Below are 25,273 nucleotides of genomic sequence, written 5' to 3' on the forward strand. Positions count from 1 at the left end.
TTATTTGGCAGTTGGATTGAATAATTATTAAAAGTGAGGGTTATGGTATGAGTGGAAAATCATTTCAGAAAAAAGCGTGGACAGCGCTAGGAATTAGTTTGGCGTCATTGTTGGTTTTGTCGGCTTGCAGTTCAAATTCTGGCAAAAAAGCCAGTGGTGGTGGGAGTACTCCGAAAGATACGGTGGTTTTAGGGACTACGGATAAGATCGTGACCATCGATCCAGCCGGCTCTTATGACAATGGTTCCTTTACCGTGGAAAACAATGTCTATCCGTTCTTGTACAACTTTCCTTATGGTTCCGATGTGCCGGAACCGGATATTGCGGCGGAAAAAGGGGCTTTCTCCGAGGATGGCTTAAGCTACACGGTGAAGCTTAAAGAGGGCTTGAAGTTTGCCAATGGCCATGACTTAACCGCTTCAGACGTGGTCTTCTCCTTTGAACGAGTGGTGACCATCGGGGAAAACGGCAAAGACTTAGGCAATGGCCCTTCTTCTTTACTAGCAGACATGGAATCCGTGGAAGCTACCGACGACACCACCGTAGTCTTCCACTTGAAGACGGCGAACAATGTCACTTGGGAGCAAGTCCTAGCGACACCGGCGGGACCAATCGTGGATGAGGAAGTCTTTAGTCCCGATGATTTGACGCCGGATGCGGACATCGTGAAGGCCAAAGCCTTTGCCGGGCCCCTGGTGATTGACACCTATGCTATTAACGACTCCGTGGCCTACTCGAAAAATGAAGACTACCAAGGCATCTATGGGGATGCGGCGGCAGGCAAGTATCAAGTGAAATACTATGCGGATGCGTCCAATATGAAACTGGACATTCAAAACAACAAAATCGACGTGGCTTTCCGTTCTTTGACAGCCACAGACATTGAAGATTTGGAAGCCAAAGACAATGTGAAAGTTCACGAAGGCCCTGGTGGGGAATTGCGCTACATGACCTTTAACTTGGCGATTCAACCATTTGGTACGGCAACCGAAGAAGCGGATGAGGCCAAAGCTTTAGCTGTGCGTCAAGCGATTGCCCACTCTATTAACCGGCAAGAAATCGCGGATAATGTTTACAAGGGCACCTACGATCCAGCGTATTCCTTCGTCCCATCTTCTTTCACCGGCTTCACGGCAAGCTTGAAAGAAGCATACGGCGACGGCCAAGGGGGCGCGGATGTGGACAAGGCCAAAGAAGTCTTGGAAACAGCCGGTGTGAAGACGCCACTGGCAATCAACATCCAGTACAACGGGGATCACTATGGTTCTTCTTCCCCGGATGAATACGCGGCGGTGAAACAACAATTGGAAGAAACCGGTCTCTTCACCGTGAACTTGGCGCAAACAGAGTGGTCGACCTACTCCAAAGACCGGGTAATCACCGATGATTCCAATGGTTCTTATCCGATTTACCAATTGGGCTGGTTCCCAGATTTTTCCGATGCGGACAACTACTTGACCCCGTTCTTTGGCAAAGACAATTTCATTCACAACGGCTATGACTCAAAAGAGGTACAAGACCAGTTGGCGGCAGAAATCTCTGATCTGGATCACGACAGTCGGACAAAGAAAATCGAAGGCTTGCAAACAACCCTGGCGAAAGACTTGCCAACCTTGCCACTTTTGGAAGGCAAACAAATCGCCGTTTCCGGTACGGATGTGAAGGGTGTGGAAGATACCTTAGATGCTTCCTTCAAATTCCGCTATGGTGCGATTTCGAAATAACTTGTGTAAAACCGGCAATCCGGTGGTGTGCGCACCGCCGGGTTTGCTGTTTGGTGCTGGTGAAAATGTGAAGCCAGTTGTTTTTCCTTGATTCCAGTGAATTGCTCACGTCGCTGTGGGAGCGGAAAATGCCACAAAAAGTTCATTTGTCATTTGGCGGTCCTACTGCCACCTGCATAATCCACCGGAAGCAAGGCCAGACTGCTTTACCAACTGTTGTTTTCAAACAAAAACCCCTAGAACCCCTGAGTAAGGATTTTAATAGGAGAGAGGATTTGCTACATGGAGAAAAAGCACATAAAGTCCCCCTTAACCAATAGCTTTTTCCGGTACTGTCTGGTGCGGTTTTTATTCGTCATTCCGACAGTCCTGATTTTGGTGACGGTGGTCTTTTTCTTGACTCGTTTAACGGGAGACCCGATTACCGTGGCCTTGTCTGGCAAACTGCCCCCGGCGGAAATCGCTGCCCGGGTACATCAAGCCGGCTACGACCGCCCAGTAATCGTGCAATACATCGAATATCTAGGCAATTTATTGCAAGGCGACTTGGGAAATTCCACGTCCATGTCCATGCCAGTAACGGAAATCTTGAAACAATACGGCGCGGCGACCTTTGAGTTGGCGATACTGGCGACCATCGTAGCTTTAGTCGTGGGGATTCCACTAGGGAAACTGGCGGCTCGCTACCGGGATCGCTGGCCGGACGTGGTGATCCGCCTGTTTTCCATCGTTTGTTACGCCACACCGGTCTTCTTTTTAGGGCTGGTTTTGAAGCTGATCTTTTCAGTGTACATCCCCATACTGCCTTCTAGCGGTCGGGTGTCCGCTTTTTACGAAGCTCAGCTGCAAAGTGTCCCCCGTCCCACAGGCTTTAACCTGATTGATGCCTTCCAAACCGGAGATACAGCGATTATCGTGGACGTTTTGCAACACGCCATTTTGCCGGCTTTGGCCTTAGGACTGCTGACGGCGGCGACTTTTATCCGCTTGATTCGCACGAACTTGATTTCTACTTTGTCCACGGATTACGTCTTTGCCGCCCGCTCTAAAGGGGTGACGGAAAAACGGATTGTCAACAAGCACGCGTGGAAACCGGCCTTAATGCCGATTATCACGGTCATGGGGATGAATATCGCCATGATGTTGGCCGGGGCGATTTTGACGGAGACGACTTTTGAATGGAAGGGTCTCGGCTATCAATTGTCCCAAGTGATCAAAGCCCGGGACTTTAATGCGGTGCAAGGGATCGTGATTTTAATCGCGGTGATCGTTTCATTGACCAATTTTATCGTGGATGTGGCGGCTGCGGCCATCGATCCGAGAATTCGCCAGAAGGAGGAGAGCAAGTGATGGAAAAAGTAAAAGAATGGCCTTTAATCAAACAAATTCGCCAATCTGTTGGCTTGCAGCGCTTTATGCTTCTGTGCGGTCTCGTGATCATGGTGCTCTTTTTACTCTGCGCCTTGTTTGCCCCTCAACTGGCCCCTTATGGCTTTTCTCAAACGAAAGCGGATGGGGTGTCTTTCGTGCCTCAAAGTGCGCCGGGAGAAGGCCACCTTTTAGGGACGACGGTCGGGGGCTTAGACGTTTTATCCCGGGTAATCTGGGGCTCTCGCACGGCTCTTTTGGCGATTATCATTTCCGTGGTGGCTTCCTTATTCTTAGGGACTTTCTTAGGGCTAGTAGCCGGATATTTCGGGGGCTGGTTCGATCGCATCATGGTGATGATTGCCGATGCGGTGTACTCCTTTCCGTCATTACTCTTGGCGATTGTCTTAGCGATTATGCTCAATGCCAATGGCGGCAGCGTCATGGGGGGCATCATGTCTGCCGGGATTTCCATTACCGTGGTCTTCGTGCCCCAGTATTTGCGGGTGGTGCGCTCCGAGGTAATGAAGATTAAAAACGAAGCCTACGTGGATAGTGCCAAAGCGATTGGGGCTTCCACAAGTCGGATTATTTTCCGTCATGTGTTGCGCAATTCCACGCGGACGCTGCCGGTGATTATCACCATGAATGCCGCCGAAGCGATTTTGACCTTGGCAGGTTTGGGCTTCTTAGGCCTAGGCATCGAGCCATCTGCCGCTTCCGAGTGGGGCTATGACTTGAACCGGGCGATTTCCGACGTGACGGCGGGTATCTGGTGGACTGCGGTCTTTCCTGGTTTGGCCATCGTTATCGTGGTAATCGGGATCACCCTTTTAGGAGAAGGGCTGAACGATTTAGCCGATCCTCGCTTACGCTTGCGGAAGAAACCGACACCTTTTACAAAGGAGGCAACAAAATGACTCTAGATACCAAAACCACACAAGACGTGGCACAAATCGACCACTTACAAGTCCGCTTTAGTACCGACAACGGGGACTTCGATGCGGTCAAAGACGCCTCTTTGTCCATTGCCCCCGGGGAGATTCTGGCCCTGGTGGGAGAGTCTGGTTCCGGAAAATCCGTGACCTCTAAGGCCCTTTTGCAAATGCTACCGGATTCCGCCATTGAAGCCGGCACTGTGTTTTTACGCTCAGGGGACAAAGGCCTCGTGGATGTGCACCAACTATCTGCCAATGAACTGCGGAAAATGCGGGGAGTGGACGCGGCCATGGTCTTCCAAGAACCTGCCACCGCCTTGAACCCGGTATATAAAGTCGGCTGGCAAATCGCGGAAGGCTTACGGGCTCATCCCGAACTTTGCGATGGTGCCAAGCTGACCAAAGACTCCGCCCGCAAAAAAGCCATTGAAATCCTCGGAAAAGTCGGCATTCCCGATCCGGAAGTCCGGGTGGATTATTATCCCCATCAGTTTTCCGGGGGGCAAAAACAGCGAATCGTCATCGCCCAAGCCTTGGTGCTAGGTGCAAAGTTGATTATCGCCGACGAGCCCACCACGGCCCTAGATGTCACCGTGCAAGCGGAAATCTTGGCCTTGTTAAAAGACATTCGTGCCGAGTTTAACACCGCCATTTTGTTGATTACTCACAATATGGGGGTGGTGGCGGACATGGCGGACCGAGTGATTGTCATGAACCAAGGAAGGATTGTGGAAAGCGCCGATGTCTACGAACTCTTCCAAGCGCCAAAAGATGCCTATACCCAAAAACTCTTGGCGGCGGTACCGAAAATCGCCGAAGAGACACGCCGGGCAAACACCCGAAAAGTGCCGTTATTAGTGGCACCGGATGCGGATGCTCGGCCAGAAGACATCGTGGTGAAAGCCGAAAACATGAGCGTGACCTATCCTGCTCATGGAGGCAGTCCCGCCTTTCAAGCGGTCAAAGACGTTTCCTTTGAAATTCGCAAAGGGGAAGTCATGGGGCTCGTGGGAGAATCCGGTTCCGGGAAGTCCACCATTGGCCGGGCGATCATGGGGCTCTCGCCATTTTCCGGCAAGTTGGAAGTCTACGGGGATGTGCTCTCGGAGATTCCCACGAAAGAGCGGCGGCTGTTGCGCCAGCGCATTGGCTATGTCTTCCAAGATCCCTATGGTTCGTTTAACCCCTTGTTGACCATTGGGGAAGCCGTGGCAGAACCCATGATTGTCGCCGGGCCGAACTCTCCTTCAGGTTTTGGGGTGAAAAAAGCCAAGGACGCATTGCCCCGAGTGGCGGAATTGTTGGAAATGGTGCATCTGCCCCAATCTTTTGCCACCCGTTATCCCCACGAACTCTCCGGGGGCCAACGACAACGGGTGGGGCTGGCTCGAGCACTCGCCTTGCAGCCGGATTTTATCATTGCCGACGAACCTACATCGGCCTTGGACGTTTCCGTGCAGGCGGAGGTCTTGAAGATTTTCTTAGAACTGCAAGACGAATTGCAGTTTGCTTGTCTCTTTATTTCCCACGATTTGGCGGTTATCGACATGGTATCTGATTACATCACCGTCTTGTACAAAGGACAAATCGTGGAAAAAGGCACCGGGGGCCAGATTTTGACGGCACCAAAAGAAGCTTATACCAAGAAACTTTTGGCTTCACTGCCCATACCTGATCCGGTGGTGCAGCGGGGAAGCAACTAGTTAGCTGACAGGATGTTACAGCTAACGTTCATCAAGCAAATCAAGCAAATCACGACACCTCTCGTAAAAGGGAGGTGTTTTTCATTGCCTTGGAGTTCACTCAAGGGTTTATACTAGTGATAAAAGTTGGGAGGTCGCAAGATGAATATTAAAAAAGCGGCAGAAATGTTTGACTTAAGTGTGGATACCTTGCGCTATTACGAACGGGTGGGGGTGATTCCCCCGGTGAATCGCAATGAAAGTGGCTATCGGGATTATCAGACCAATGATTTGAACTGGATTTACTTAGCAAAAAATCTGCGTAATGCCGGGCTTTCTGTAGAATCTTTAATCGAGTTTGCCCATTTGGCTCAGCTCCGGGAGACACAAAATGTGGAGGAAGCCCAAAAACAGATTTTGCACGATCAGCTGGCAGAGTTAGACGAAAAACTAGCGCAAATGCGGCAGGTGCGGGAGTTGTTAGTCTACAAAATCGAGACTTATGACGAGCATGTGGGTAAATTCCAAGCTGGGACAATCCCTCCAGCGAAAGTAGAAAAACTTTGGGAGCGAAACTGAAGCATTGTTCTTGCCTTGGAGTGCACTTCAGGGTTTAGTCTGAGTTTGTTACCACAGGCGCCGGTGAAAAAGAACTCCGGAGCTTGAATTAAAGGAGGAAATGAAATGAACACTATTACATTAAACAACGGCGTTACCATGCCTCAATTGGGCTTTGGCGTCTACCAAATTCCCAGTGACGAGACTGCTCAAGCGGTCTATGAAGCCATTAAAATCGGCTATCGTTTGATCGACACGGCGGCGGTTTACGGCAATGAAAAAGAAACCGGGGCAGGGATTAAGCAAGCCATTGAAGAAGGTTTAGTAACCCGGGAGGAATTATTTGTCACCTCAAAACTCTTTATCTTGCAGACACCGGAAAACAAGGCGGCTGCCACAATCGAGCATTCCTTGTCCGTTATGGGCTTGGATTATTTGGATCTTTACCTGATTCACCAACCTTATGGCGATATTTATGGCGCTTGGCGGGCTCTGGTGGCGGCTCAACAGGCGGGCAAAGTGCGGGCAATTGGGATTTCCAACTTTAAAGCGGCGAAAATGATTGAATTCGTGGGCTTAAATGAAGTGAAACCACAAGTCAATCAAATTGAAGTCAACCCTTGGTATCAACGAGAAGCGGACCTTGTTTGGCATGAGCAATACGGGGTGCAAGTGGAGGCTTGGGCACCCTTTGCAGAAGGGCATCACGACTTGTTCACCAATCCGATTTTGGCGGAAATTGGCAGCAAATACGGGAAATCCGTGGGGCAAGTCGTCTTACGGTGGCTAATGCAACGGGGCATTGTAGCTTTGGCGAAATCTGTGCATCCAGAACGCATGGCAGAAAATATCGACATCTTTGATTTTGAATTGACGGCCTCAGACATGGCCACCATCCAATCCATGGACAAAAAAGAGTCTGCTTTCTTCGATCATGATGCGCCGGAACAGGTGGAATGGTTTATGAAGCGCATGTGGGACACAGAAAAATAAACACAACGAAAAGCCCTGAGCTAATTAAAAAGGCGCGTCCCAAGATGGGTGCGCCTTTTTTCCTATGTTCTTATCGCGAAACCGGCACATCACAGCGTAAGCTCCATCCTCACATGGGGAATGCCGTCTTCTAGGAATTCCTCGGAACAGCGCTGAAAGCCGGCTTTTTCGTAGTAACCTGTGGCGTAACACTGGGCTTCAATCACGATTTTTCTGGGATGAAACTGTTCTTTAATGACGAGGATGCCTTCATGTAAGAGGCGACCGCCTAGACCTTCCCCGTGGCGCAAGGTCAAAACCCGGCCCATTTGTACGACCCCGGGCTCTTTTTCAAAGGCCCGTAGATAAGCTTGGACTTGCCCGCCAGCTTCATAAAACAGATGCAGACTTGCTTCATCTAAGCCATCGATGTCTTGATAAGCACAGCTTTGCTCCACCACGAAAATAGCCCCGCGGACTTTGAGGATTTCATACAGCTCTTTTGTGGTCAGTTCTTGAAAGGTTTTAATCGTTAGTTCCATGGAATCATCCTTTGTGGCAAATTAGTTAAGAGCTTTCGTCTAGCTAAAAGGGCGGGGCGGGGATTTTCCAGCTGGGGCAGTTTTCCTCAGCTGTTACGTTGAGTAATTCCAGCACATGCGCCTTCACCAAATCCCGAGTCTTGCGAAAGGCGGCCATGATTTCTGCTTCACTGCCTTGGGCTTTGGCCGGGTCTTGCAAATCCCAGTGGAGATGGGTAGCCGTGAGGGGAATTCGCGGGCATTTGTCTTTTGCGTCCCCACACAAAGTGATGATCAAGTCCGCTTCTTGAAAATAAGTCGCATCGATCAAATCCGAAGTCTGCTGGCTGATGTCCACGCCGTCTTCTGCCATGACTGCCACGGCTTTCGGGTTCAGGCCATGGGTTTCGATCCCGGCGCTCTTGACCTCAAATTGGTCGCGAGGCAACAAGGCACACCCGTAGCCTTCCGCCATTTGACTGCGACAGGAATTGCCGGTGCAGAGAAAGTAGATTTTTTGCATAAAGTCCTCCTAAGGTTTTGCTTTAGTGTAGCACGACTTTGCGATTCTCAAAATAGCTTTGCCCAGTTGCGGCTACTAGTTTTTGGTGAAGCACTGAACAGACGCCCAGCAGCTTGCTAGTTAGCGATTATAAAAAAACGAGGGATAAGCCCCTCGTTTTTTTATGCTACATTATTGCTCTTCTAATTTCTCGATGAGTTCTTTCATCTCGTCAATTTCTGCTTCTTGGGCTTCTAGAATCTTTTTGGCCAGTTCTTTGACCTCAGGATCGGTGAGATTGGCCCGGTCGCTAGTGAGAATAGCGATGGAATGGTGGGGAATCATGGCTTTCATCCAGGCCACATCATCCACGGCGGTTTGACTGCGGACCATAAAAAGAGAACCGGCAAAAAGCAGGATACTGCCACATAAAATAACGACATTGGCTTTTTTATTAGAGTACATTTTCCACATAAAGATAAGCATGATGATCGCCATGGCAGCGCCCATCATCAATGCCATAAACAGCCGAGTCTGGCTGAAAAAGAAATGACTAAACGAAAAAAGATTGAAATACATCATGAAAAACATCAAAAGGGTAGAAGTGGCAATCATCAGGAAAAATTTTAGATACTTGTTCATTTTTAGGCTCCTTTTCTAATTTGGGCAAAAGGGACAGGACAGGTGCTGTGTGGTTTTCTAAAAAAGTCACTCCACTTGAACATGGAACTCCCGTAACAACGCCAACGTTTCTTGGCTGAGGGCATTACCGGTGACGTGCTTGGTTTTGATAAATAAGTCAGCTTCGGGAAAGACGCTTTGCAAGGCCAGCGTGTTGGCCAATACACAGAGGTTCAATTCCGCGCCTACCAGTTCGATGGTTTTTTGGCCTTCTACTTCTGGTAAAGCCTGGATTTCCAAAAGTTGTTGGGGTGAAAGCGCAAAGTAGTGCTTCTTTAAAATCATTTCCGTAGCAAGGGGTACCAATTCCGAGATAATTTGCAGTTTAGGGTGTTCTTCTTCAGTTTGATATTCCACAGGGATGTCCCGGGTGTAAATCACCAGTTCACCTGTTTGCCGTGCGTGATTCAAGCGTTCTTTAATAGGTGGGATCAGTTTCGTCGCGGTGGGCACGTAATTCTCGTCGTTTTCATCGAGAATGCGGTTTTGCATATCGACAATGACTAACATGGCCGTCCTCCTTATTTGGTTTTTGAGAAATCTTTGCGTTTTAAATGCAGTCCGGTGAGGAGGGTTAAAATAACACCTAAAATGATAATGAAGAAAAAGCCGAGCTTAGTGCCTTTGCCCGGGAGTCCCCCGGTATTCATCCCCCAAATACCAGAAATCAAGGCGGGCACGGAAATCACCAGCGCCGCGGAGTCCAAGTATTTCATCAAGTGGTTCAAATTATTGCTCATCATGTCGTTAAACAGACCGCCGATGGTTTCCAGTAAATCCCGATAAATCAGCACTCGTTCTTCCGCGTGGGCCTGTCGTAGGCGGATATTGTATAACAAATTGGGTTCGTCCAGTTGGTCGGGAAAATCGGTTTCTTCCCAGAGGTAGTTCAAGGTTTCTTTTTGCCCTTGCAGGGTATTGTCCAGATAAACCATGGTGCGCTGGGTGTCTGCTAGGCGAAACAACTCTTCGTTTTTCGTCGTGGTGCGGGCGGCTTGATCCAAAGCGTCAATCTCTTTTTTAATGTATTTTAATTCTTTCAAATAATGCGTATAGGTCATTTTAATGATGTAGCCGCAGAGGCGTTCTTTGCTTGTGATTTTTTGAGCATTTTGTTTGAGAAAGTCGTCGATAAAGTGGGAGTTGTCTCCTACAAAGGTAATGGTAAGCTCTTGAGCGAAGACGAAAATCAGTGGTTCCAGACGTTTTTCAATGGGCAGTTCTTGATCGGTATTTAAGTTCATCAAAGAAAGGATGGTCAATGCCCCAAGCTTGCCATTGGGCATTTTTTCGTAGTGGGTGATTTCCTCGGCGTCATCGCCACCGATAAACAGATCATGGGGCAGTTGATATTTTTTCACGATTTGGGTGAGTTCAGTCGTGCTCGCTTCTTGAATGACTAGCCAGTTACAAAGTTCTTCATTAGCAGAAATAATGCCATCTTTTGTTATACTAAATCGCAAAATCATCTTCATTCTCCTTTAATCTTTTTCAGAATAATTAATGACTAGGCAAGGGACCACATTTGACTGACGAAATCGCTTACTATCTGTAAGGATGACTGTTATAGCACTCACTTTTACGATAGAACATTTGCATAAAAACGTCAATTTTCAAGGCTTTTATGCAAGAATAATCCACTTTCCTTTTAAAAAAATGATGTTTATATTAGTATAAAATTGGAACATCAACATTATGTTAGGAGTGAGGAAATGACTGACCCGATTTTGAAAGATCCCCGTGAGTTATTTTACGAGGACGAGTTTCCCAAGCAGGATCAAGACACCCCGGCCTTACAGAAGAAGATGAAACCTGTACCGGATTGTGGCGAGGACAGCTACGAAGGTCACGAACGTCTACTGAATCGGCGGGTGCTGATTACCGGAGGGGACTCGGGGATTGGACGAGCGGCGGCGATTGCCTTTGCCAGAGAAGGAGCGGATGTCGCCATCCAGTTTTATCCTGGGGAAGAACCAGATGCCAAACAAGTGGCAAAGTAGTATGTAGAAGATGCTGGACGCAAAGCCGTGTTGTTACCCTATGACTTGCGAGAAACTGACGCACCGGAAAAAATGGTAGCGCAGGCCGCAAAAGAACTGGGTGGCTTGGATACTTTGGTGTTAAATGCCGCTCAGCAGATTACCCAGCCTACCATTGAAGGGCTGACCATGGAGCAAGTCCGGGACACTTTTGAGGTGAATATTATTTCCATGTTCGCCACGGTGCAAGCGGCCCTGCCTCATTTACCGGCGGGAGCAAGTATTATCACCACCACCTCGGTACAAGCCTTCAACCCGAGTGGCCATTTGTTGGACTACGCGGTGACGAAAGCCGCCATCGCCAACTTCACGGTAGGGCTAGCCAAGCAGTTGAGCAAAAAGGGCATCCGAGTCAACGGTGTGGCACCGGGACCGATTTGGACGGCCTTACAGCTAGACGAAGGGCAACCAAAAGAAAAATTACCAGTCTTTGGTCAAGATTCTTTGATGGAACGAGCAGGACAACCGGTGGAATTAGCCCCTGTATACGTCTTCTTGGCATCCAATGAAGCGAGCTATGTCACTGCCCAGATTTATGGGGTGACTGGCGGCGAAGCGATTAACTTGTAAAAACAAAAAAAGGAGTTGTGACGCATGAAAAAAAGTAAAGTGAAGTTGCTTTTGTCTTTAGCCATCGTCATTCTACCGGTCATATTGCAAGTGAAAAAAATTAGTGAGGATTATCGCAAACAAGCATAGTCAAAAATTTAAAAGGAGGAATTTATTATGGGTCTTATTTGGTCATTAATTGTCGGTGCTATTATTGGTGCAGTTGCTGGTGCAATCACAGGAAAAGGAATGGGCTGGATTGCGAATATCATTGCTGGTTTGGTGGGTTCTGCTATCGGGCAATCCCTCTTCGGTTCTTGGGGACCATCCTTAGCAGGCATGGCGCTGATTCCATCGATTTTAGGTGCGGTGATTTTAGTCGCCGTGGTTTCGTTCTTCTTTAGTCGAGCCAAATAACTAGCGAGTGTGAGATTCTTCCCTACTAGAGTCTTTAGCTATACCTCCAGTCTGTTGACTGGGGGATTTTTTTGTGCCAGAAAAATAGTCCCGTTCAAAATCTTCCAGAAGATTTCTACTGTTTTATCTGTTATACTGTATCTGTTGCAATCGTTATTGGGGGCTGGCGCACAAAGCCCCATTGTTTATGAGGTTTGGTTGTTATGCCAGAGATTGAAAAAGGAGCGAAAAAAATGCAAATTACTTATCATGGGCACGCGGCGGTAGCAATCACTACCAAAGCCGGCCACAAATTGTTGATTGATCCTTTTTTCACCGGCAATCCCTTAGCGGACATCTCCGCCAGTGAAGCCCAAGCAGACTATATCTTGATTACTCACGGCCACTCCGATCATATCGGGGACATGGTGGCCATTGCCAAAAGATGCGACGCCACGGTGATTGCCATGGTGGAAATCGCGGAATACGCGGCGAGCCAAGGGGTCAAAAAGACCCACGGCATGAATCTGGGAGGCAGTTTTACCTTTCCTTTCGGTCGGGTGAAAATGGTGCCCGCCCAACACAGTAGTTCCTTGACCATCGACGGGGTGGCTCGCTACATGGGGCTAGCCGCGGGACTGGTTTTGACCATTGACGGTCAGTGCATCTACCACGCTGGGGATACCAATTATTTTTCCGACTTGCGCTTAATCGGCCGGGAGCATTTATTAGACGTGGCCTTTTTGCCAATCGGGGATAATTTCACCATGGGACCAGAGGAAGCTTTGCTGGCCGCGGCGGATTTAAACGCTCGGTTGGTAGTACCGATTCATTACAATACGTTTCCGGTGATCGAGCAAGATCCGGAAAGCTTTGCGCAAAAACTGCCGGCGAAAATGGGCAAAGTCCTACAACCGGGGGAATCCATTACACTAGAAAAGAGTTGAAACCATGGCCACGAAACACGATTTGATTTTAAATTACATTGAAAGTCTGGCAATCGGAGAGCGGATTTCCGTGCGAGGCATCGCCAAAGAGTTGAATGTCTCGGAAGGTACCGCTTATCGGGCCATTAAAGACGCGGAAAACGTGGGACTGGTTTCCACCATTCAGCGGGTGGGGACGATCCGCATTGAACGAAAATTAAAAAAACACATTGAGCGTTTGACTTTCCGGGAAGTCGTCCAAATCATCGAAGGAGAAGTCCTGGGTGGGGAGGCGGGCTTGAATAAGGTCTTGCACAAGTTTGTCATCGGCGCCATGAAAGAAGAAGCCATGGAGCGCTACATTACTCCGGACTCTTTGATGATTGTGGGGAACCGGGAAGAAGTTCATCAGATGGCCCTAGAAGACGGGGCGGCGGTGCTGATTACCGGGGGCTTTAAGACCACCCCGGAGATTTGTCGCTTGGCCGATGAGGTGGAGATGCCGATTTTAAGCACCACCTATGATACCTTCACCGTGGCCACCATGATTAACCGGGCCTTGTCCGACCAATTGATCAAAAAAGACATTATGCTGGTGTCGGATATTTACGTACCCATTGAAAAAACCATGTACTTGAACACCCAAGACACGGTGAAAGACTACAAGAAAATCGCGGAGTTGACCAATCATTCCCGCTTTCCTGTGGTCAATCGCAGCATGCGCCTAGTAGGGATCGTTACCGCCAAGGATATCTTGGAAAAACCGGATAAACAAAGTATTGAGCGGGTAATGACCAAGGACCCGATTTTTGTGAAGCGGGAGATGAGTATCGCTTCCGTCAGTCACCAGATGATTTGGGACGGCTTAGAAGTCATGGCGGTGGTGAGCGATGATTTGACTTTGGTGGGCTTGGTTTCCCGTCAAGACGTTATGAAGGCTATGCAGTTGGTGCAGCGCCAGACCCAGATGTCCGATACCATTAGCGACCAAATCGCCGGGGAAATCCAGTTAATTGAAGAAGACAGTGAAGGCCGCAAAAAAGATGTGCCGGAGTTTGTCTTTGCCGTGACTCCTCAGATGGTTAACGAAGTGGGGACGATTTCTTTTGGGGTCTTGAGCGAAATCGTGGCCAATGTCACCAAGCGCACCTTGTACCTCTCCCAACGGCGGAATACCTGGATCGAGCAAGTCAACTTGCACTATTTCCGCTTGATTCAACTGGAAAGCCAGTTGGTGATTAAACCCCGGATTTTGGAGTTGGGGCGGCGTTCGGCAAAGCTTGATATCGAGGTCTACATGGAAAACACTTTGGTAGCTAAAGCGCTAGTGGTCTGCCAATTATTGGAACGACCTTAGGCTAAGGCCATAAGCTGGCTGAGGGACAGCGAAAGTTAAGTACCATTTATGCAAATTCTTTACAGAAACGAGGGGTAGTATGCCCAGTATTAGACAAGAAATTTTAAGTGCCATTCAAAAATATGACCGGATTATCATCCACCGCCACATGCGTCCAGACCCGGATGCTCTAGGTTCCCAAGTGGGCTTGGCGGAAGTGTTGCGGGCAAGTTTTCCCAAAAAAGAAATCTATCAAGTAGGGGGCCCGGTGGAAGGCTTGGACTACTTGGCGGAGATGCAAGCAGTCACCGACGAGATGTACCAAGGTTCTTTGGTGATCGTCACGGATACCGCCAATTCCCCGCGCGTTTCCGACCAGCGCTACAATCTAGGGGATTTGCTGATTAAAATCGACCATCATCCTAACGACGAGCCATACGGAGATTTGGTTTGGGTCAATACCCACGCTTCTAGCTGTAGTGAAATGATTGCGGATTTGGCATTTTCCTTCCCGGATTTATTGAAAATGTCCAATGAGGCGGCCCGGCTGATTTATGCCGGTATCGTAGGAGACACCGGGCGCTTCTTGTACCCGGCGACCACTTCATACACCTTGGAAGTCGCTGGCAAATTGTTGACCTATGACTTTGATGCGGCTTTGTTAAACCGTCAGCTGCAACAGATTTCCCTTAAAGTTGCCCGCTTGTCTGGCTATGTGTACGAAAACATCTCCAGCGACAAAAACGGTGCGGCCCAAGTGATTTTGCCGAAAGAACGCTTAGACGAATTCGGCGTGGTAGACTCGGAAACGGCGGCGATTGTGCCTTTGCCGGGAACCATTGACGAAATCTTGGCTTGGGCGATTTTCGTCCACCAACCAGAAGGCTATTACCGGGTGCGCCTACGCTCCAAAGGCCCGGTGATCAATACCATCGCCAAGCGCCACCATGGAGGCGGCCATCCTTTGGCCAGTGGCGCCAATGCCCGAGATTTGGCAGAAGTCCAAGAGATTTACCAAGAAATCCAAGAACTGTGCCGGGAGTACGTGGCTCAGGAAGGGGAAGAATAAAGAAATTGCTATGTGTGAAAACCGTCTGCCAGAATGCTGGGAGACGGTTTTTTTTGTAGAAAGAAAGTAGAAAGAAAGTAGAAAGAAAAGCGTGAGAGTTTCTAGCGTAAGGGATAAAACTGATGGAAACGTAATTAGTTTCCATTGTACTGGATAAAATTGCTTAAATAAGATTCTATTTCCATTATAGTGGACAAAGAAATTGGAAATCACTTAAATTTCCAGTATACTGGAAATGGAGGTGAGGGCAATGATTATTCGTAGCAACTATTTAAATGATGTGATTCCCTTTATTGATACGGAATTAATTAAGGTGATGACAGGGGTCAGGCGATCCGGAAAATCCATGATGTTAACCATGATTCAGGAGTATTTGTTAGCAAAAGAAATTCGTCGTGATCAGTTCATTACCATGAATTTTGAGGAATTGATTTTTGAACCCTATTTAGAATATCACGCGTTAAACGACTATCTAGAAGCACAAATCCAGCAAATCGAAGGGAAAGTCTATTTATTTTTGGATGAGATTCAAGAGGTTCAGCAATTTGAAAAAGTAATTAATTCACTGCGAGCGACTTTTCAAGAGCGAGTGGATATTTACATCACGGGATCTAATGCGAAACTGCTTTCTGGCGAATTGGCAACTTTGCTTGGTGGGCGTTATGTTCAGTTTGAAATTTACCCTTTCAAATTTTCGGAATATGTTCAAGGGCGAAGGAGTGTGGCAGATGAGCGCAGCAATCAGGAGCTGTTTCAAGCGTATTTACTGGAAGGCGGCATGCCTTTTTTGGTGGCTCAAAATATGCAATACCGAGATCGGGTCAATTATTTGGCCGACGTGTATAATTCGATTATCTTGAAGGATATCATTGAACGGGAAAGTATCCGTGATCCAGAACTATTGCGGCGATTATTGAGCTATGTACTTGGAAATATTGGCCGGACTTTTTCTGCAAATTCGGTAGTGAAATATTTGAAGAATGAGGGAGTCAACGCTTCTGTCACTACTGTTTTGAACTATTTGAGTTTTGCAGTAGACGCCTATGCGATTATTCCACTGCGCCGCTACGACATTCAAGGTAAGAGATTTTTGGGTTCCCAGGAAAAGTATTACGTGGTAGATCACGGTTTGCGTCAAGCGATTATCGGTCGAAATGAGGAAGATGTGGAGCTGATTTTGGAGAATATTGTGTTGTTAGAATTGATGGCACGGGGCTATGAAGTTTCAGTAGGAAAAACGAATCAATATGAGGTGGATTTCATTGCTGAACGTAAGGGGGCTACAGGTATTAATCGAAAGTATGTGCAGGTGAGCTATCTCTTAGCATCTGCGGAAACCCGAATGAGGGAATTTAGACCTTTGAAAGAAATCCAGGACAACTACGAGAAGCTTTTGCTAACGTTAGATTTGTTTACCAGCGATGCGGAAGGAATCCGTCATCGGAATTTGGTGGAATGGCTGCTAGACGAAAATTGGTGAATTTTACGAAAATGGTCCGGTCCAAGCAGTCGGTGGTCGTTTTTGTCCTCCCCACCACCGGCTAGTCCCGTGGCTAGTCTCGGTGTAGCGCTTGTGTAACCCCCACTTGCGCCCTTTTATGCTATACTGGGACAAATTATCTGACAATTCACTGGGGGAAAGAAGATGACGATTGTTCAGTTGCATTATTTGATTACCATTGCCAGCTGTGGTTCGTTAAGCGGAGCCGCCGAGACCTTGTACGTGTCTCAGCCAACGATTTCCACGGCGATCAAGGAATTGGAAAGTGAGCTTTCTTTGACCATTTTTCACCGGCATTCCAAAGGGGTGACGCTGACTCCTGAGGGTGCGGATTTTTTGCGCAGCGCCAAGGAACTCTACTTGCAGTATGAGGACTTGATGTTGGCTTACAAGGACGAGGGTACCCGGAAGCAAAAGTTTGCGGTCTCCATGCAGCATTATTCCTTTGCGGTAAAGGCCTTTGTGGAGTTGGCTAAGTCCTTTGATATGTCCCGCTACGAGTTTGCCATTCGGGAGACTCAGACCAGAGAAGTCATTAGCGATGTGCGGGATTTAAAGAGTGAGCTAGGGATTTTGTATTTGTCCGAGGCCAATCACAAGCCTATGAAAAAGCTGTTGCAAAGCGCCAATCTGCGCTTTTATCCATTGATTCAATGCCAGGCGTACGTCTATTTGTGGCGGGAGCATCCTTTAGCTCAGCAGCCGGCGATTTCCTTTGAGGAGTTGGCGGACTATCCTTGTTTGGCCTTCGAGCAAGGGGATGACAGTGCGTTTTATTTGGCGGAGGAGATTTTGTCCACCAACGAGTATCCCCAGATTATTCGGGCCAATGATCGGGCCACCATGTTGAATTTGATGATTGGACTAAACGGCTACACCTTGTGTTCCGGGATTATTTCTCAGGAGTTAAATGGCTCCGAATATGTGGCGATTCCCTTTGCGGAAAGTCCTGACTGCCCCAACAGCACCATGGAAATCGGTTATATTATGCGGGAGAATATGCAACTGAGCCAAATGGGTAAACGTTTTTTGACGGCATTGCGGTCGGAGTTGGGCCTTGAACCAGTAAAAGAGACAATCGGGGAATGACCGCTTTTTCGCTGGTGTCTTTCTAAAACTTTATGAGCAACAGAGTCGGTCATAGTTTAAAACTATGGCTGGCTCTGTTTTTTTTGTATTGGGCAAAGAAGCTAGTGCTTGTTATGATACGGACAATCACCAGACGGATGGAGACGTCTGGCAAATCGAGGAGGAAGACAGATGACCAAAGAAGATTTCAGTAATTGGGGCTTTGAAACCCGCCAACTTCACGTAGGACAAGAAACACCGGATGCGGCCACCGGTGCCAGAGCAGTCCCGATTTATGCCTCTAGTTCCTTTGTATTTGATAACACCCAGCACGCTGCTGACCGCTTTGGCTTACGGGATGCGGGAAATATTTACGGCCGCTTGACCAATCCCACCCAGGAAGTCTTTGAAGCCCGGATTGCTTCTTTGGAAGGCGGGGTTTCCGCACTAGCCTTGGCCTCTGGAGCCGCGGCGGTAAGCTATACCATCGAAGCCTTAGCGAAATCTGGGGAACACATTGTGGCGGCTAAGACGATTTACGGGGGCACGTACAACCTCTTAGCCCACACCTTGCCGTTAAAAAATAACGTAACCATCACTTTTGCCGACCCGGAACCCGCTGCTTTGGAAGCCGCCATTCAGGACAACACCAAAGCGATTTTCATCGAAAGTTTGGGCAATCCCCACTCCAATGTGGCGGATATTGAGGCAATTGCCGCAGTGGCTCACAAATATCAGATTCCCCTAGTTGTGGACTCCACCTTTGCGACGCCGTATTTATTGCGACCTTTGGAATACGGAGCGGACATCGTGGTTCACTCGGCGACGAAATTCATCGGCGGTCACGGCACGGCTATCGGGGGCGTGATTGTGGACGGGGGCCATTTCGACTGGAATGCTAGTGGCAAGTACCCTTGGTTAACCGAGCCAAATCCCAGCTACCATGGAGTTTCCTTCACCCAAGCGGCCGGGGCGGCGGCTTTTGTTACTTACATTCGCGCTGTACTTTTGCGAGATACCGGCGCTACATTGTCCCCATTTCATGCCTTTTTATTCCTGCAAGGTTTGGAAACTTTGTCTTTACGGGTGGAGCGCCATGTGGCAAACGCTTTGCAAGTGGTGGACTTTTTGGCCAAGCATCCCCAAGTGGAAGCCGTGCATCACCCATCACTGGCCACAGAGACCAGTCACGGGCTTTATCAGAAATACTTCCCACAAGGCGGCGGCTCGATTTTCACCTTTGAAATCAAAGGCGACCAAGCAGACGCCCAAGAATTCATCGACAATTTGGAAATCTTTTCCCTTTTGGCCAATGTGGCAGACGTGAAATCTTTGGTGATTCACCCGGCCACCACCACCCATAGCCAGTCCACGCCGGAAGAACTAGCCGAACAAGGCATCAAGCCTAATACCATTCGCCTGTCCGTGGGCTTGGAGCGGGTAGAAGACTTGTTGGTGGCTTTGGAACGAGCTTTTGCAAAAGTGGGGAGTGGGGTGTAGGGCACTAGCAATGGTTCGTTAGGCAAAAGCGCCTATCCAATCAAAAATGCTTTTCTGTAAATTAGACGTCATTAAATAAGTTTCAAGAAACCAGTAACTTCTGCCCCCAAAGCCAGGAAGAAGCTGGTTTTTTTGTGGGGATTTATGAGGAAGTTGGAGGAACATTTTGAAAAAAGGGGAGACTTTCAGTTCTCTGAAAAAATAGAAGTGACCATCCGACTGATTTCTGAACTTTCTATCTTTGTAAATAAAGTTAACGCATGATAACTCCTAAACGGCTGATCAAATGATGTTATGGTAACTTCATTTTACACGTGGTTGTCATGCAGTTATTTCTGTTGATTCAATAGTCGTTTTTTAATGTTATAAAGGATCGATTCTTCTGAAAAATGGCGTTAAAGGTTGTTATAAGAGGGAAATTGTTAGGGGAAACGCTTGATTCTTGGTATAATTAAAATAAAAAGAGAAAAATTAGGGTTTGATTAAAAATGGGCGGTTTTATGAAAAAAATAGTTCTTGGTGGACTTGTAGGGTTGGTGGGTATCGGGGGAAATATACTTTTCTCACTAGGAGAAAAGCAGGTGGTGGCCGCAGAGAACAATGAAGTAACGGATGAAATCTATGATAATTTTGATTTAGACTTAAATCCCCCGGAAGCATTTACTGATGAAGATGTTGCAGAAAATGCTCCGCTATCGGGTTATCAGACTTCCTCGCTGTCAGAATTATACGTCAGTTGGATGAATATGGATGAGCAACATTTTGAAGGGCGTAGTCGTTTTTTAGAAACACAGCCTGCATCCTTGGAAAAGACAGCAAGCCTGAAACTCGTCAATGAATCACAGTGGCCCAATGCAAAGGGGCTTGGAGATTGGACTCACGTAGATTTTATGAATGAAAATTTTGAGTATCAATTTAATAATGGAATTAGTTTTAAGGGGGAGAAAGATGCGCCACCACTGGTTTTGCAAAATTTTATTGGAGCGGGAAAGTACAACGATATTGAAAACAATCCCCAATACAACGACACCACAGAATATAGTAAGATGATGTTTCAGGTTTTTAGACGGAATAAATACACTTCCAATTACAGTTTAGCTAGATATGACGGTGGCGGTGTCAGCCGCCATAAAATTCATTTGGCAGATAGTAAAACAACAGCCAAAAAAAATGATATGGAAAATGTGGATAGTGATCGGGTCAGTGGCTTAAATGCCATGACTGCTGGAGATTTTAATGGAGATGGGGTTGAAGAGGTAGCTGTGTACTTGCCTTCTACCTGTGGCGAAACCGGTCATTATCAAGGACCCACGATTCTTTTTGTGGGTTACAAAAAAGATCGTGGGTTTGTGGAGTTAACGGAAAAAGATGGCTTGCCACCGATTAAATTGGCCAGCCTCGGAGGGAATAAAGCTCAGAATCTATTTGGCTCCGAAGCAACGGCACTCGCTTGGAATCAGCTTCCTTTGGTACAATTGACGACTTCTAGTCTGGCAAAAAATCCTCAAGATGGCAAAGATTTTACGACCAATGCGGATGACCTAGTAATCAGTCTGTCTGCTTCTCCGGATAGGAATGTAGATGTAGATGTGGAAGGTTCTTGGCTTTCGATTCACAGTATTTACAAGCAAGGTGAAAAGCAAAAGAAAATGGCAGAAGTCTATGCGACTCAGTTTCACGGTATGCAGTTTACGTCGGCTGAAGAAGGCGACTTAAATGGGGATACTGTAAAAGAACTGCTCGTTGGTGGAACCAATAAAGATGGCAATAAGAACTTGATTCAATTGATTTCCTATGAAAAAAATTCAGTGGCAAGTAAAGGGAAAGAGTGGGGCTATCAGTCGATCTTTAATAACTCTGTAGGGGGTGCAAAAGAAATCGCAACCCATACTGTGGGAGACGTCGGGAAAACGAAGAAAATACTGAATCTAAAACAACCGATTCCTTTAGCTGTAGGTAACTATCATCAGAATACCTTACGTGAATCTGCCTTTATTGGTGGCAGAATTGTAGATATTAATCCAGGAACCTTGGGTGTAGATGAACAAAAATCCCAAGCAGTTATTTTTAAAGAAGCTAGTTTTATGTCTGATCCAGCAACAGGCCAATTGCAACTAGTTGCCAATCAAAAAGATAGTCAGAATTTAACGAATCCTTATATCCGTTCGGCTTATTTTATGCGGATTTCGGCCAAAGAACCTCGGGAACAATTGGTAACCGTTATTGGCAGGAGAGCTAGCAGTATTAGTGATTCTTTGGGTATTACATTTTCTTGGGAAAAAGATGGGAAAATGCATACCAACTATGAAAATGAATCACTGATTAAAGCTGGTGATCGTAACGGCAACGGGACTTTTTTGACCGCTGTCCCAATCGATATAGATGAAGATCAGCTTCAATATAGCTACGAGGGCAAAGAATGCAGTTGGAGTAAGCCGCAAATTGCCGCAATTGTTCAAGCCAATCCTTATTGGAAAGAACTTTCCCGTCATGCCGATGCTAGTCCCATGGGAACCACGGATTTTGTGATGACCAGTGGCTCTGGTAAGGGAACGAAGGGAAGCTGGAATGCTGGGGTGAAAGCAGATGCTTCGACGACTGTGGGAATCAAAACTAATTTTATTATTGCGGAAGCAGACTTTTCCATGAGTATTAATGCGGAGCTCTTGGCTCAATATATAGGGGAAAGCTCCAAAATGCAGACCAAAATTGAATCCCGTAGGTTTAGTTTTCCCGCTGAAGATAGCGTGGTGATGTTGAGTCAACCCGTTGTGACTTATCGTTATAAATTTATTGTGCCTGATGAGCTGAAAACAAAAGACAGTGATCCTACTGAGGAAGAATTGGTCATCCCCGTTCAGCATCCAGCAACTTATAGCGGACTATCTTTAAAGAGTTATCATGGAGCCCAAAAGAAGGCCAATGAATTATTAGAGGAAAAGGAACACTATCCAGAAATCGATATGAATCAAGTGTTAGGAGTATCTAACTACGAGACAGGGGACCCAACCACTTATCAAAGAATTGGGGGTGAGTCAGCAATCCCTGTTCAAACAAAAGATAAGAAAAAAACTGCTTTCCATGATGCGAACCAAGAGATTCTTGTGAACAATAATGGAAAGAGCGATCAATATTCACTAAAAATCTCTAATGAACAAGCCGATTCTCACGGTTTTAATATTCAGCTTGCTCTAGGTGCAAAATTTCATTTTGAATCTCAAGAGGGAATATTTGTGAAGTTCGTCCAAAAAGTTGATCTTGGCGTTGCCCTCCAAGGTGGCTATAGTCAGTTATGGACGGATATGAGCTTTGATGAAACGGAATTTGATTTTAACTATCCTAGTCTATATAGTCCTGATGAAGCTATCTTCCAAGAAACCACAGTAGGAAAGTCCAAGATTGAAGACTATTTCTTCACTGTTAAACCAGCTGTTTGGCGTACTTCAGTAGTGAATAATGGCTTAAGTGAAGCGGAAAAACAAGACCAACTAGATGCCGGCGGAGAAGCCTTAGATGATCATCCCATTGTCTTAGGACACTTGGTGAAAACCAATGCTGATAGTGATGTGGACAGCTTTGCGCCCAAACCACCAACAAAATTTCATGTGAAACATGTAGCGACTACAGCAGTTCAATTGGCTTGGACGAAAGAAGTCGGCCAGCGTCAGGGAACAGAATATGAGCTTTTCCAACAAGTTGGTGACCAGTATAAATTGATTGGGAAGACAAGTGATGACCATTATTCAGTGGCTGATTTAAAACCAGGCCAAGAATACCGCTTCAAAATTCGTTCAGTATCCTATGATGCTAATAACAATAAAAAATGTAGCCCGTTGCAACCAATTGCTACAGAAGCCAACCAATTGGATGGAGCCTTAGTAGTTAAAATATTGACAGATAACAGTGTGATGGAATTAAATGAATTTGAGAATGTTCTAGCATCCGTTGGGGAAAAATTGGAATTAGTCGGTAGTTTGAAGGATACTAGCGTCACAGATGTTGACTTTGACTGGAATTATTACCAAGAAGCTTCTGATAGTTACAATGGGAGTTGGGTGGCCATTGAAGAAAAAGCAGCGCCAGATTTAGAGGCGTTACTTCCTTATCAAACAAAAGGAAATTTAACCTTTGAAAAGCTTCGCCAGCTTGATTCTGGGCGCTATCGCTTAAAGGCTGTGGCAAAGGACAATAGCGATTTTGCTTTCACTAGTCTGAAACTTAATGTGACCGAGGAGGGCCTCCGTAAAGCTTTGGTAGATCCCAATCAGCCTGTTGTTTCCTTGGAAAATCAAGAGGAAGAACCAGGCCAAGTGATAGCGATTGAAGATGAAAATGAAGGTTATTATCTGAATAATCGCCAAGAGGTAACTGTAAAAGGACAGCTAAGTAAAGAAGGAACTCATGGAGAGATGGCCTTTTACCTCTATGATGAAGTAGGCCGTGAAGTCTTACAGACCGAACGGATTCCGGTAATCAATCAGAGTGCCACTTATAAAATTGCTGATTTTCCAGAAGGAGGCGTTAATGTAGTGGCCGTTTACTTTGATGAAACTACTCCAGATGGCACCGCATCTATTGCCCGACCAGTTTATGATCAAGAGATAACGGAACTATTGTCATTTGAACCAGTTAAAAGTGAAGTAAAAGAAGTGCAAAATCAAGAAGTGCAGACTTACGCCGTGAATTATCGCTTAAATGGAGGTACCAATCATCCGGATAATCCTACGAGCCAAGATCCCAAAGTAGGTTTAGATCTACAAGAGCCTATGCGATTAGGTTATAAATTCTTAGGTTGGTATTACCAAGATGAAAATGCTGAATTCACTAAGGACGCTACGGATCGATTAGTAGGTTATGAAAAAGATCTCGTCTTGGAAGCCAAGTGGGAAATCAAGAACTTTAATATTTTTTATCAGTCAGGATTATGGAAGAATCCGGAAAGCAACCCGCGCACCTTTACTATTGAACAATTAAAAGTAGCTGCCTTAAAGATTCAACGACCAATCTTTAAAAATCAATTAATCGGGGAATGGTTTGCGGATTTCCAAACCACTGAGCGCTTTAAAAACTTAAGTACTGCTCAATTAGGCAATGTGTTCTTGCATACAGAAGAGGTTGCGCTAGATGAGCCCGTTAATCCTGCCGAACCAAAACCAGAGCCAGAACCGGAGGCCGTAACGCCAGATGAAAAGGAAAGCAGTGAGCCAGCGGTAAATCCTAACTCGCCAGAAAAAGATAAAGAGTCAGAGGAGAAAAATCAAGTTGCTGGAACACAAACATCTCGTAAAAATTTACCTAAAACAAATACAGTTGTTGAGAATATGTTGTTGTTAGGAATTGGTTTCATCTTGTTAGCAGTAGTCTTGTTCTGGAAAAGCAGAAAACAAAAGCAATAAGTAACAAGAATTTTTACTGTGGTAAAAAGATTAATTGTAGTTAGACGTTAGAAAATTTATATCAGTAGGTAGGCTGTTAGGTTGCTTGGCATTTTTTGTGCTGAGCAACCTTTTTGTATCTTATGATGAAAGCAATACTATTTAAGGGGGGAAACACCTCAGTTAGTTACTTCACTTGTTCAAAAGGTGTCTACTTTTTAAAATCGTTCACACAGAGCATGTCCCCCCCTATAGCCAAATCCTATAACCACTCATAAAAAAACACTATTGGCGGATTCATTGCCTCCCAAGGGGTCCCCATGCTATAGTGACTTTACTGAAAAGCACCAATGAAAAACAGAATATTTTCACTGTGACGTGGAAAGTATGAAAAACAAACTTTCAACAGAGAGCTTCGATTGCTGAGAAGAAGCAAAGGGAATTTTTCAGAAAATGGCCACCGAGTGATTTGCTCCGAGCGTTTTTGCGTAAGGCGGCAACGGGTGCACCCGATAGCGTGCTAGAGTATGGTAGTACTTGAAGAGGAGTTGCGTGTGAATGCAGCTCA

19 protein-coding genes, 1 pseudogene and 1 other annotated feature (1 of these 21 cut by a window edge) are annotated in these 25,273 nt (G+C 46.6%); of the genes and pseudogenes, 15 read left to right on the top strand and 5 right to left on the bottom strand.

The annotated features are described in order from the left end of the window. Window positions 1–47: 47 nt before the first annotated feature. From I579_RS06490 to I579_RS06515, 6 genes are all read left to right on the top strand, one after another. Window positions 48–1,724: an ABC transporter substrate-binding protein gene (locus tag I579_RS06490; RefSeq protein ID WP_010754410.1), complete on the top strand. Its 1,677-nt coding sequence runs from the start codon at window positions 48–50 to the stop codon at window positions 1,722–1,724. 282 nt (window positions 1,725–2,006) lie between these two features. Further along, on the top strand, window positions 2,007–3,074 hold the full coding sequence (locus I579_RS06495) for an ABC transporter permease (protein ID WP_010754409.1): 1,068 nt from the start codon (window positions 2,007–2,009) through the stop codon (window positions 3,072–3,074). After that, a complete protein-coding gene (locus I579_RS06500; protein ID WP_010754408.1) occupies window positions 3,074–4,012 on the top strand; it encodes an ABC transporter permease in 939 nt (312 codons plus the stop codon). The genes I579_RS06495 and I579_RS06500 overlap by 1 nt, the downstream gene beginning before the upstream one ends. After that, the gene (locus I579_RS06505; protein ID WP_010754407.1) at window positions 4,009–5,733 is read left to right on the top strand and encodes a dipeptide ABC transporter ATP-binding protein; all 1,725 of its coding nucleotides are present in this window, start codon (window positions 4,009–4,011) and stop codon (window positions 5,731–5,733) included. Before I579_RS06500 ends, I579_RS06505 begins: the two co-directional genes overlap by 4 nt. A 141-nt stretch (window positions 5,734–5,874) precedes the next feature. After that, window positions 5,875–6,291 (top strand): MerR family transcriptional regulator, encoded by a 417-nt coding sequence (locus I579_RS06510; RefSeq protein WP_010754406.1) that lies wholly within the window; start codon window positions 5,875–5,877, stop codon window positions 6,289–6,291. Between the two features lie 105 nt (window positions 6,292–6,396). Then, complete coding sequence (locus I579_RS06515; protein ID WP_010754405.1) at window positions 6,397–7,263, top strand: aldo/keto reductase; 867 nt, start codon at window positions 6,397–6,399, stop codon at window positions 7,261–7,263. Window positions 7,264–7,352: 89 nt separating this feature from the next. Here I579_RS06515 and I579_RS06520 read toward each other — a convergent pair whose 3' ends face one another. The 5 genes from I579_RS06520 to I579_RS06540 form a co-directional block, all read right to left on the bottom strand. Further along, on the bottom strand, window positions 7,353–7,784 hold the full coding sequence (locus tag I579_RS06520) for a GNAT family N-acetyltransferase (protein WP_010754404.1): 432 nt from the start codon (window positions 7,782–7,784) through the stop codon (window positions 7,353–7,355). Between the two features lie 43 nt (window positions 7,785–7,827). Continuing rightward, window positions 7,828–8,286 carry an arsenate reductase (thioredoxin) gene (gene arsC / locus I579_RS06525; protein ID WP_010754403.1) on the bottom strand — a complete coding sequence of 153 codons (459 nt, stop codon included), beginning with the start codon at window positions 8,284–8,286 and terminating at the stop codon, window positions 7,828–7,830. 171 nt (window positions 8,287–8,457) lie between these two features. Then, window positions 8,458–8,907, bottom strand: coding sequence for a DUF305 domain-containing protein (locus I579_RS06530; RefSeq protein ID WP_010754402.1), 450 nt, complete (start codon window positions 8,905–8,907; stop codon window positions 8,458–8,460). Between the two features lie 66 nt (window positions 8,908–8,973). Beyond that, window positions 8,974–9,456: an isochorismatase family protein gene (locus I579_RS06535; protein WP_010754401.1), complete on the bottom strand. Its 483-nt coding sequence runs from the start codon at window positions 9,454–9,456 to the stop codon at window positions 8,974–8,976. A gap of 11 nt (window positions 9,457–9,467) precedes the next feature. Continuing rightward, window positions 9,468–10,415, bottom strand: a complete 948-nt coding sequence (locus I579_RS06540; RefSeq protein WP_010754400.1) for a magnesium transporter CorA family protein — start codon at window positions 10,413–10,415, stop codon at window positions 9,468–9,470. Window positions 10,416–10,658: 243 nt separating this feature from the next. Here I579_RS06540 and I579_RS06545 point away from each other — a divergent pair. The 9 genes and pseudogenes from I579_RS06545 to I579_RS06585 all read left to right on the top strand — a co-directional run bounded on the left by I579_RS06545 (window position 10,659) and on the right by I579_RS06585 (window position 24,726). Then, window positions 10,659–11,555, top strand: a pseudogene (locus I579_RS06545) (SDR family oxidoreductase). Between the two features lie 156 nt (window positions 11,556–11,711). Next, entirely contained in the window at window positions 11,712–11,951 is a 240-nt protein-coding gene (locus I579_RS06550; RefSeq protein WP_010754396.1) for a GlsB/YeaQ/YmgE family stress response membrane protein, read from the top strand. A gap of 233 nt (window positions 11,952–12,184) precedes the next feature. Beyond that, window positions 12,185–12,877 (top strand): metal-dependent hydrolase, encoded by a 693-nt coding sequence (locus tag I579_RS06555; RefSeq protein WP_010754395.1) that lies wholly within the window; start codon window positions 12,185–12,187, stop codon window positions 12,875–12,877. Window positions 12,878–12,881: 4 nt separating this feature from the next. Then, window positions 12,882–14,213: a DRTGG domain-containing protein gene (locus I579_RS06560; protein ID WP_010754394.1), complete on the top strand. Its 1,332-nt coding sequence runs from the start codon at window positions 12,882–12,884 to the stop codon at window positions 14,211–14,213. A gap of 79 nt (window positions 14,214–14,292) precedes the next feature. Next, the gene (locus tag I579_RS06565) at window positions 14,293–15,261 is read left to right on the top strand and encodes a DHH family phosphoesterase (protein WP_010754393.1); all 969 of its coding nucleotides are present in this window, start codon (window positions 14,293–14,295) and stop codon (window positions 15,259–15,261) included. Window positions 15,262–15,511: 250 nt separating this feature from the next. Next, a complete protein-coding gene (locus I579_RS06570) occupies window positions 15,512–16,741 on the top strand; it encodes an ATP-binding protein (protein WP_010754392.1) in 1,230 nt (409 codons plus the stop codon). A 165-nt stretch (window positions 16,742–16,906) separates the two neighbouring features. Continuing rightward, window positions 16,907–17,851 (top strand): LysR family transcriptional regulator, encoded by a 945-nt coding sequence (locus I579_RS06575; RefSeq protein ID WP_010754391.1) that lies wholly within the window; start codon window positions 16,907–16,909, stop codon window positions 17,849–17,851. Between the two features lie 171 nt (window positions 17,852–18,022). Continuing rightward, on the top strand, window positions 18,023–19,330 hold the full coding sequence (locus tag I579_RS06580; protein WP_010754390.1) for an O-acetylhomoserine aminocarboxypropyltransferase/cysteine synthase family protein: 1,308 nt from the start codon (window positions 18,023–18,025) through the stop codon (window positions 19,328–19,330). Between the two features lie 500 nt (window positions 19,331–19,830). Beyond that, the gene (locus I579_RS06585) at window positions 19,831–24,726 is read left to right on the top strand and encodes a fibronectin type III domain-containing protein (protein ID WP_162138697.1); all 4,896 of its coding nucleotides are present in this window, start codon (window positions 19,831–19,833) and stop codon (window positions 24,724–24,726) included. Between the two features lie 343 nt (window positions 24,727–25,069). After that, window positions 25,070–25,273 (top strand) — a binding site (T-box leader) (it continues 36 nt past the right edge of the window).

The sequence above is a fragment of the Enterococcus asini ATCC 700915 genome, from assembly GCF_000407365.1.
In the GTDB taxonomy this organism is placed as follows: Bacteria; Bacillota; Bacilli; order Lactobacillales; family Enterococcaceae; genus Enterococcus_C; species Enterococcus_C asini.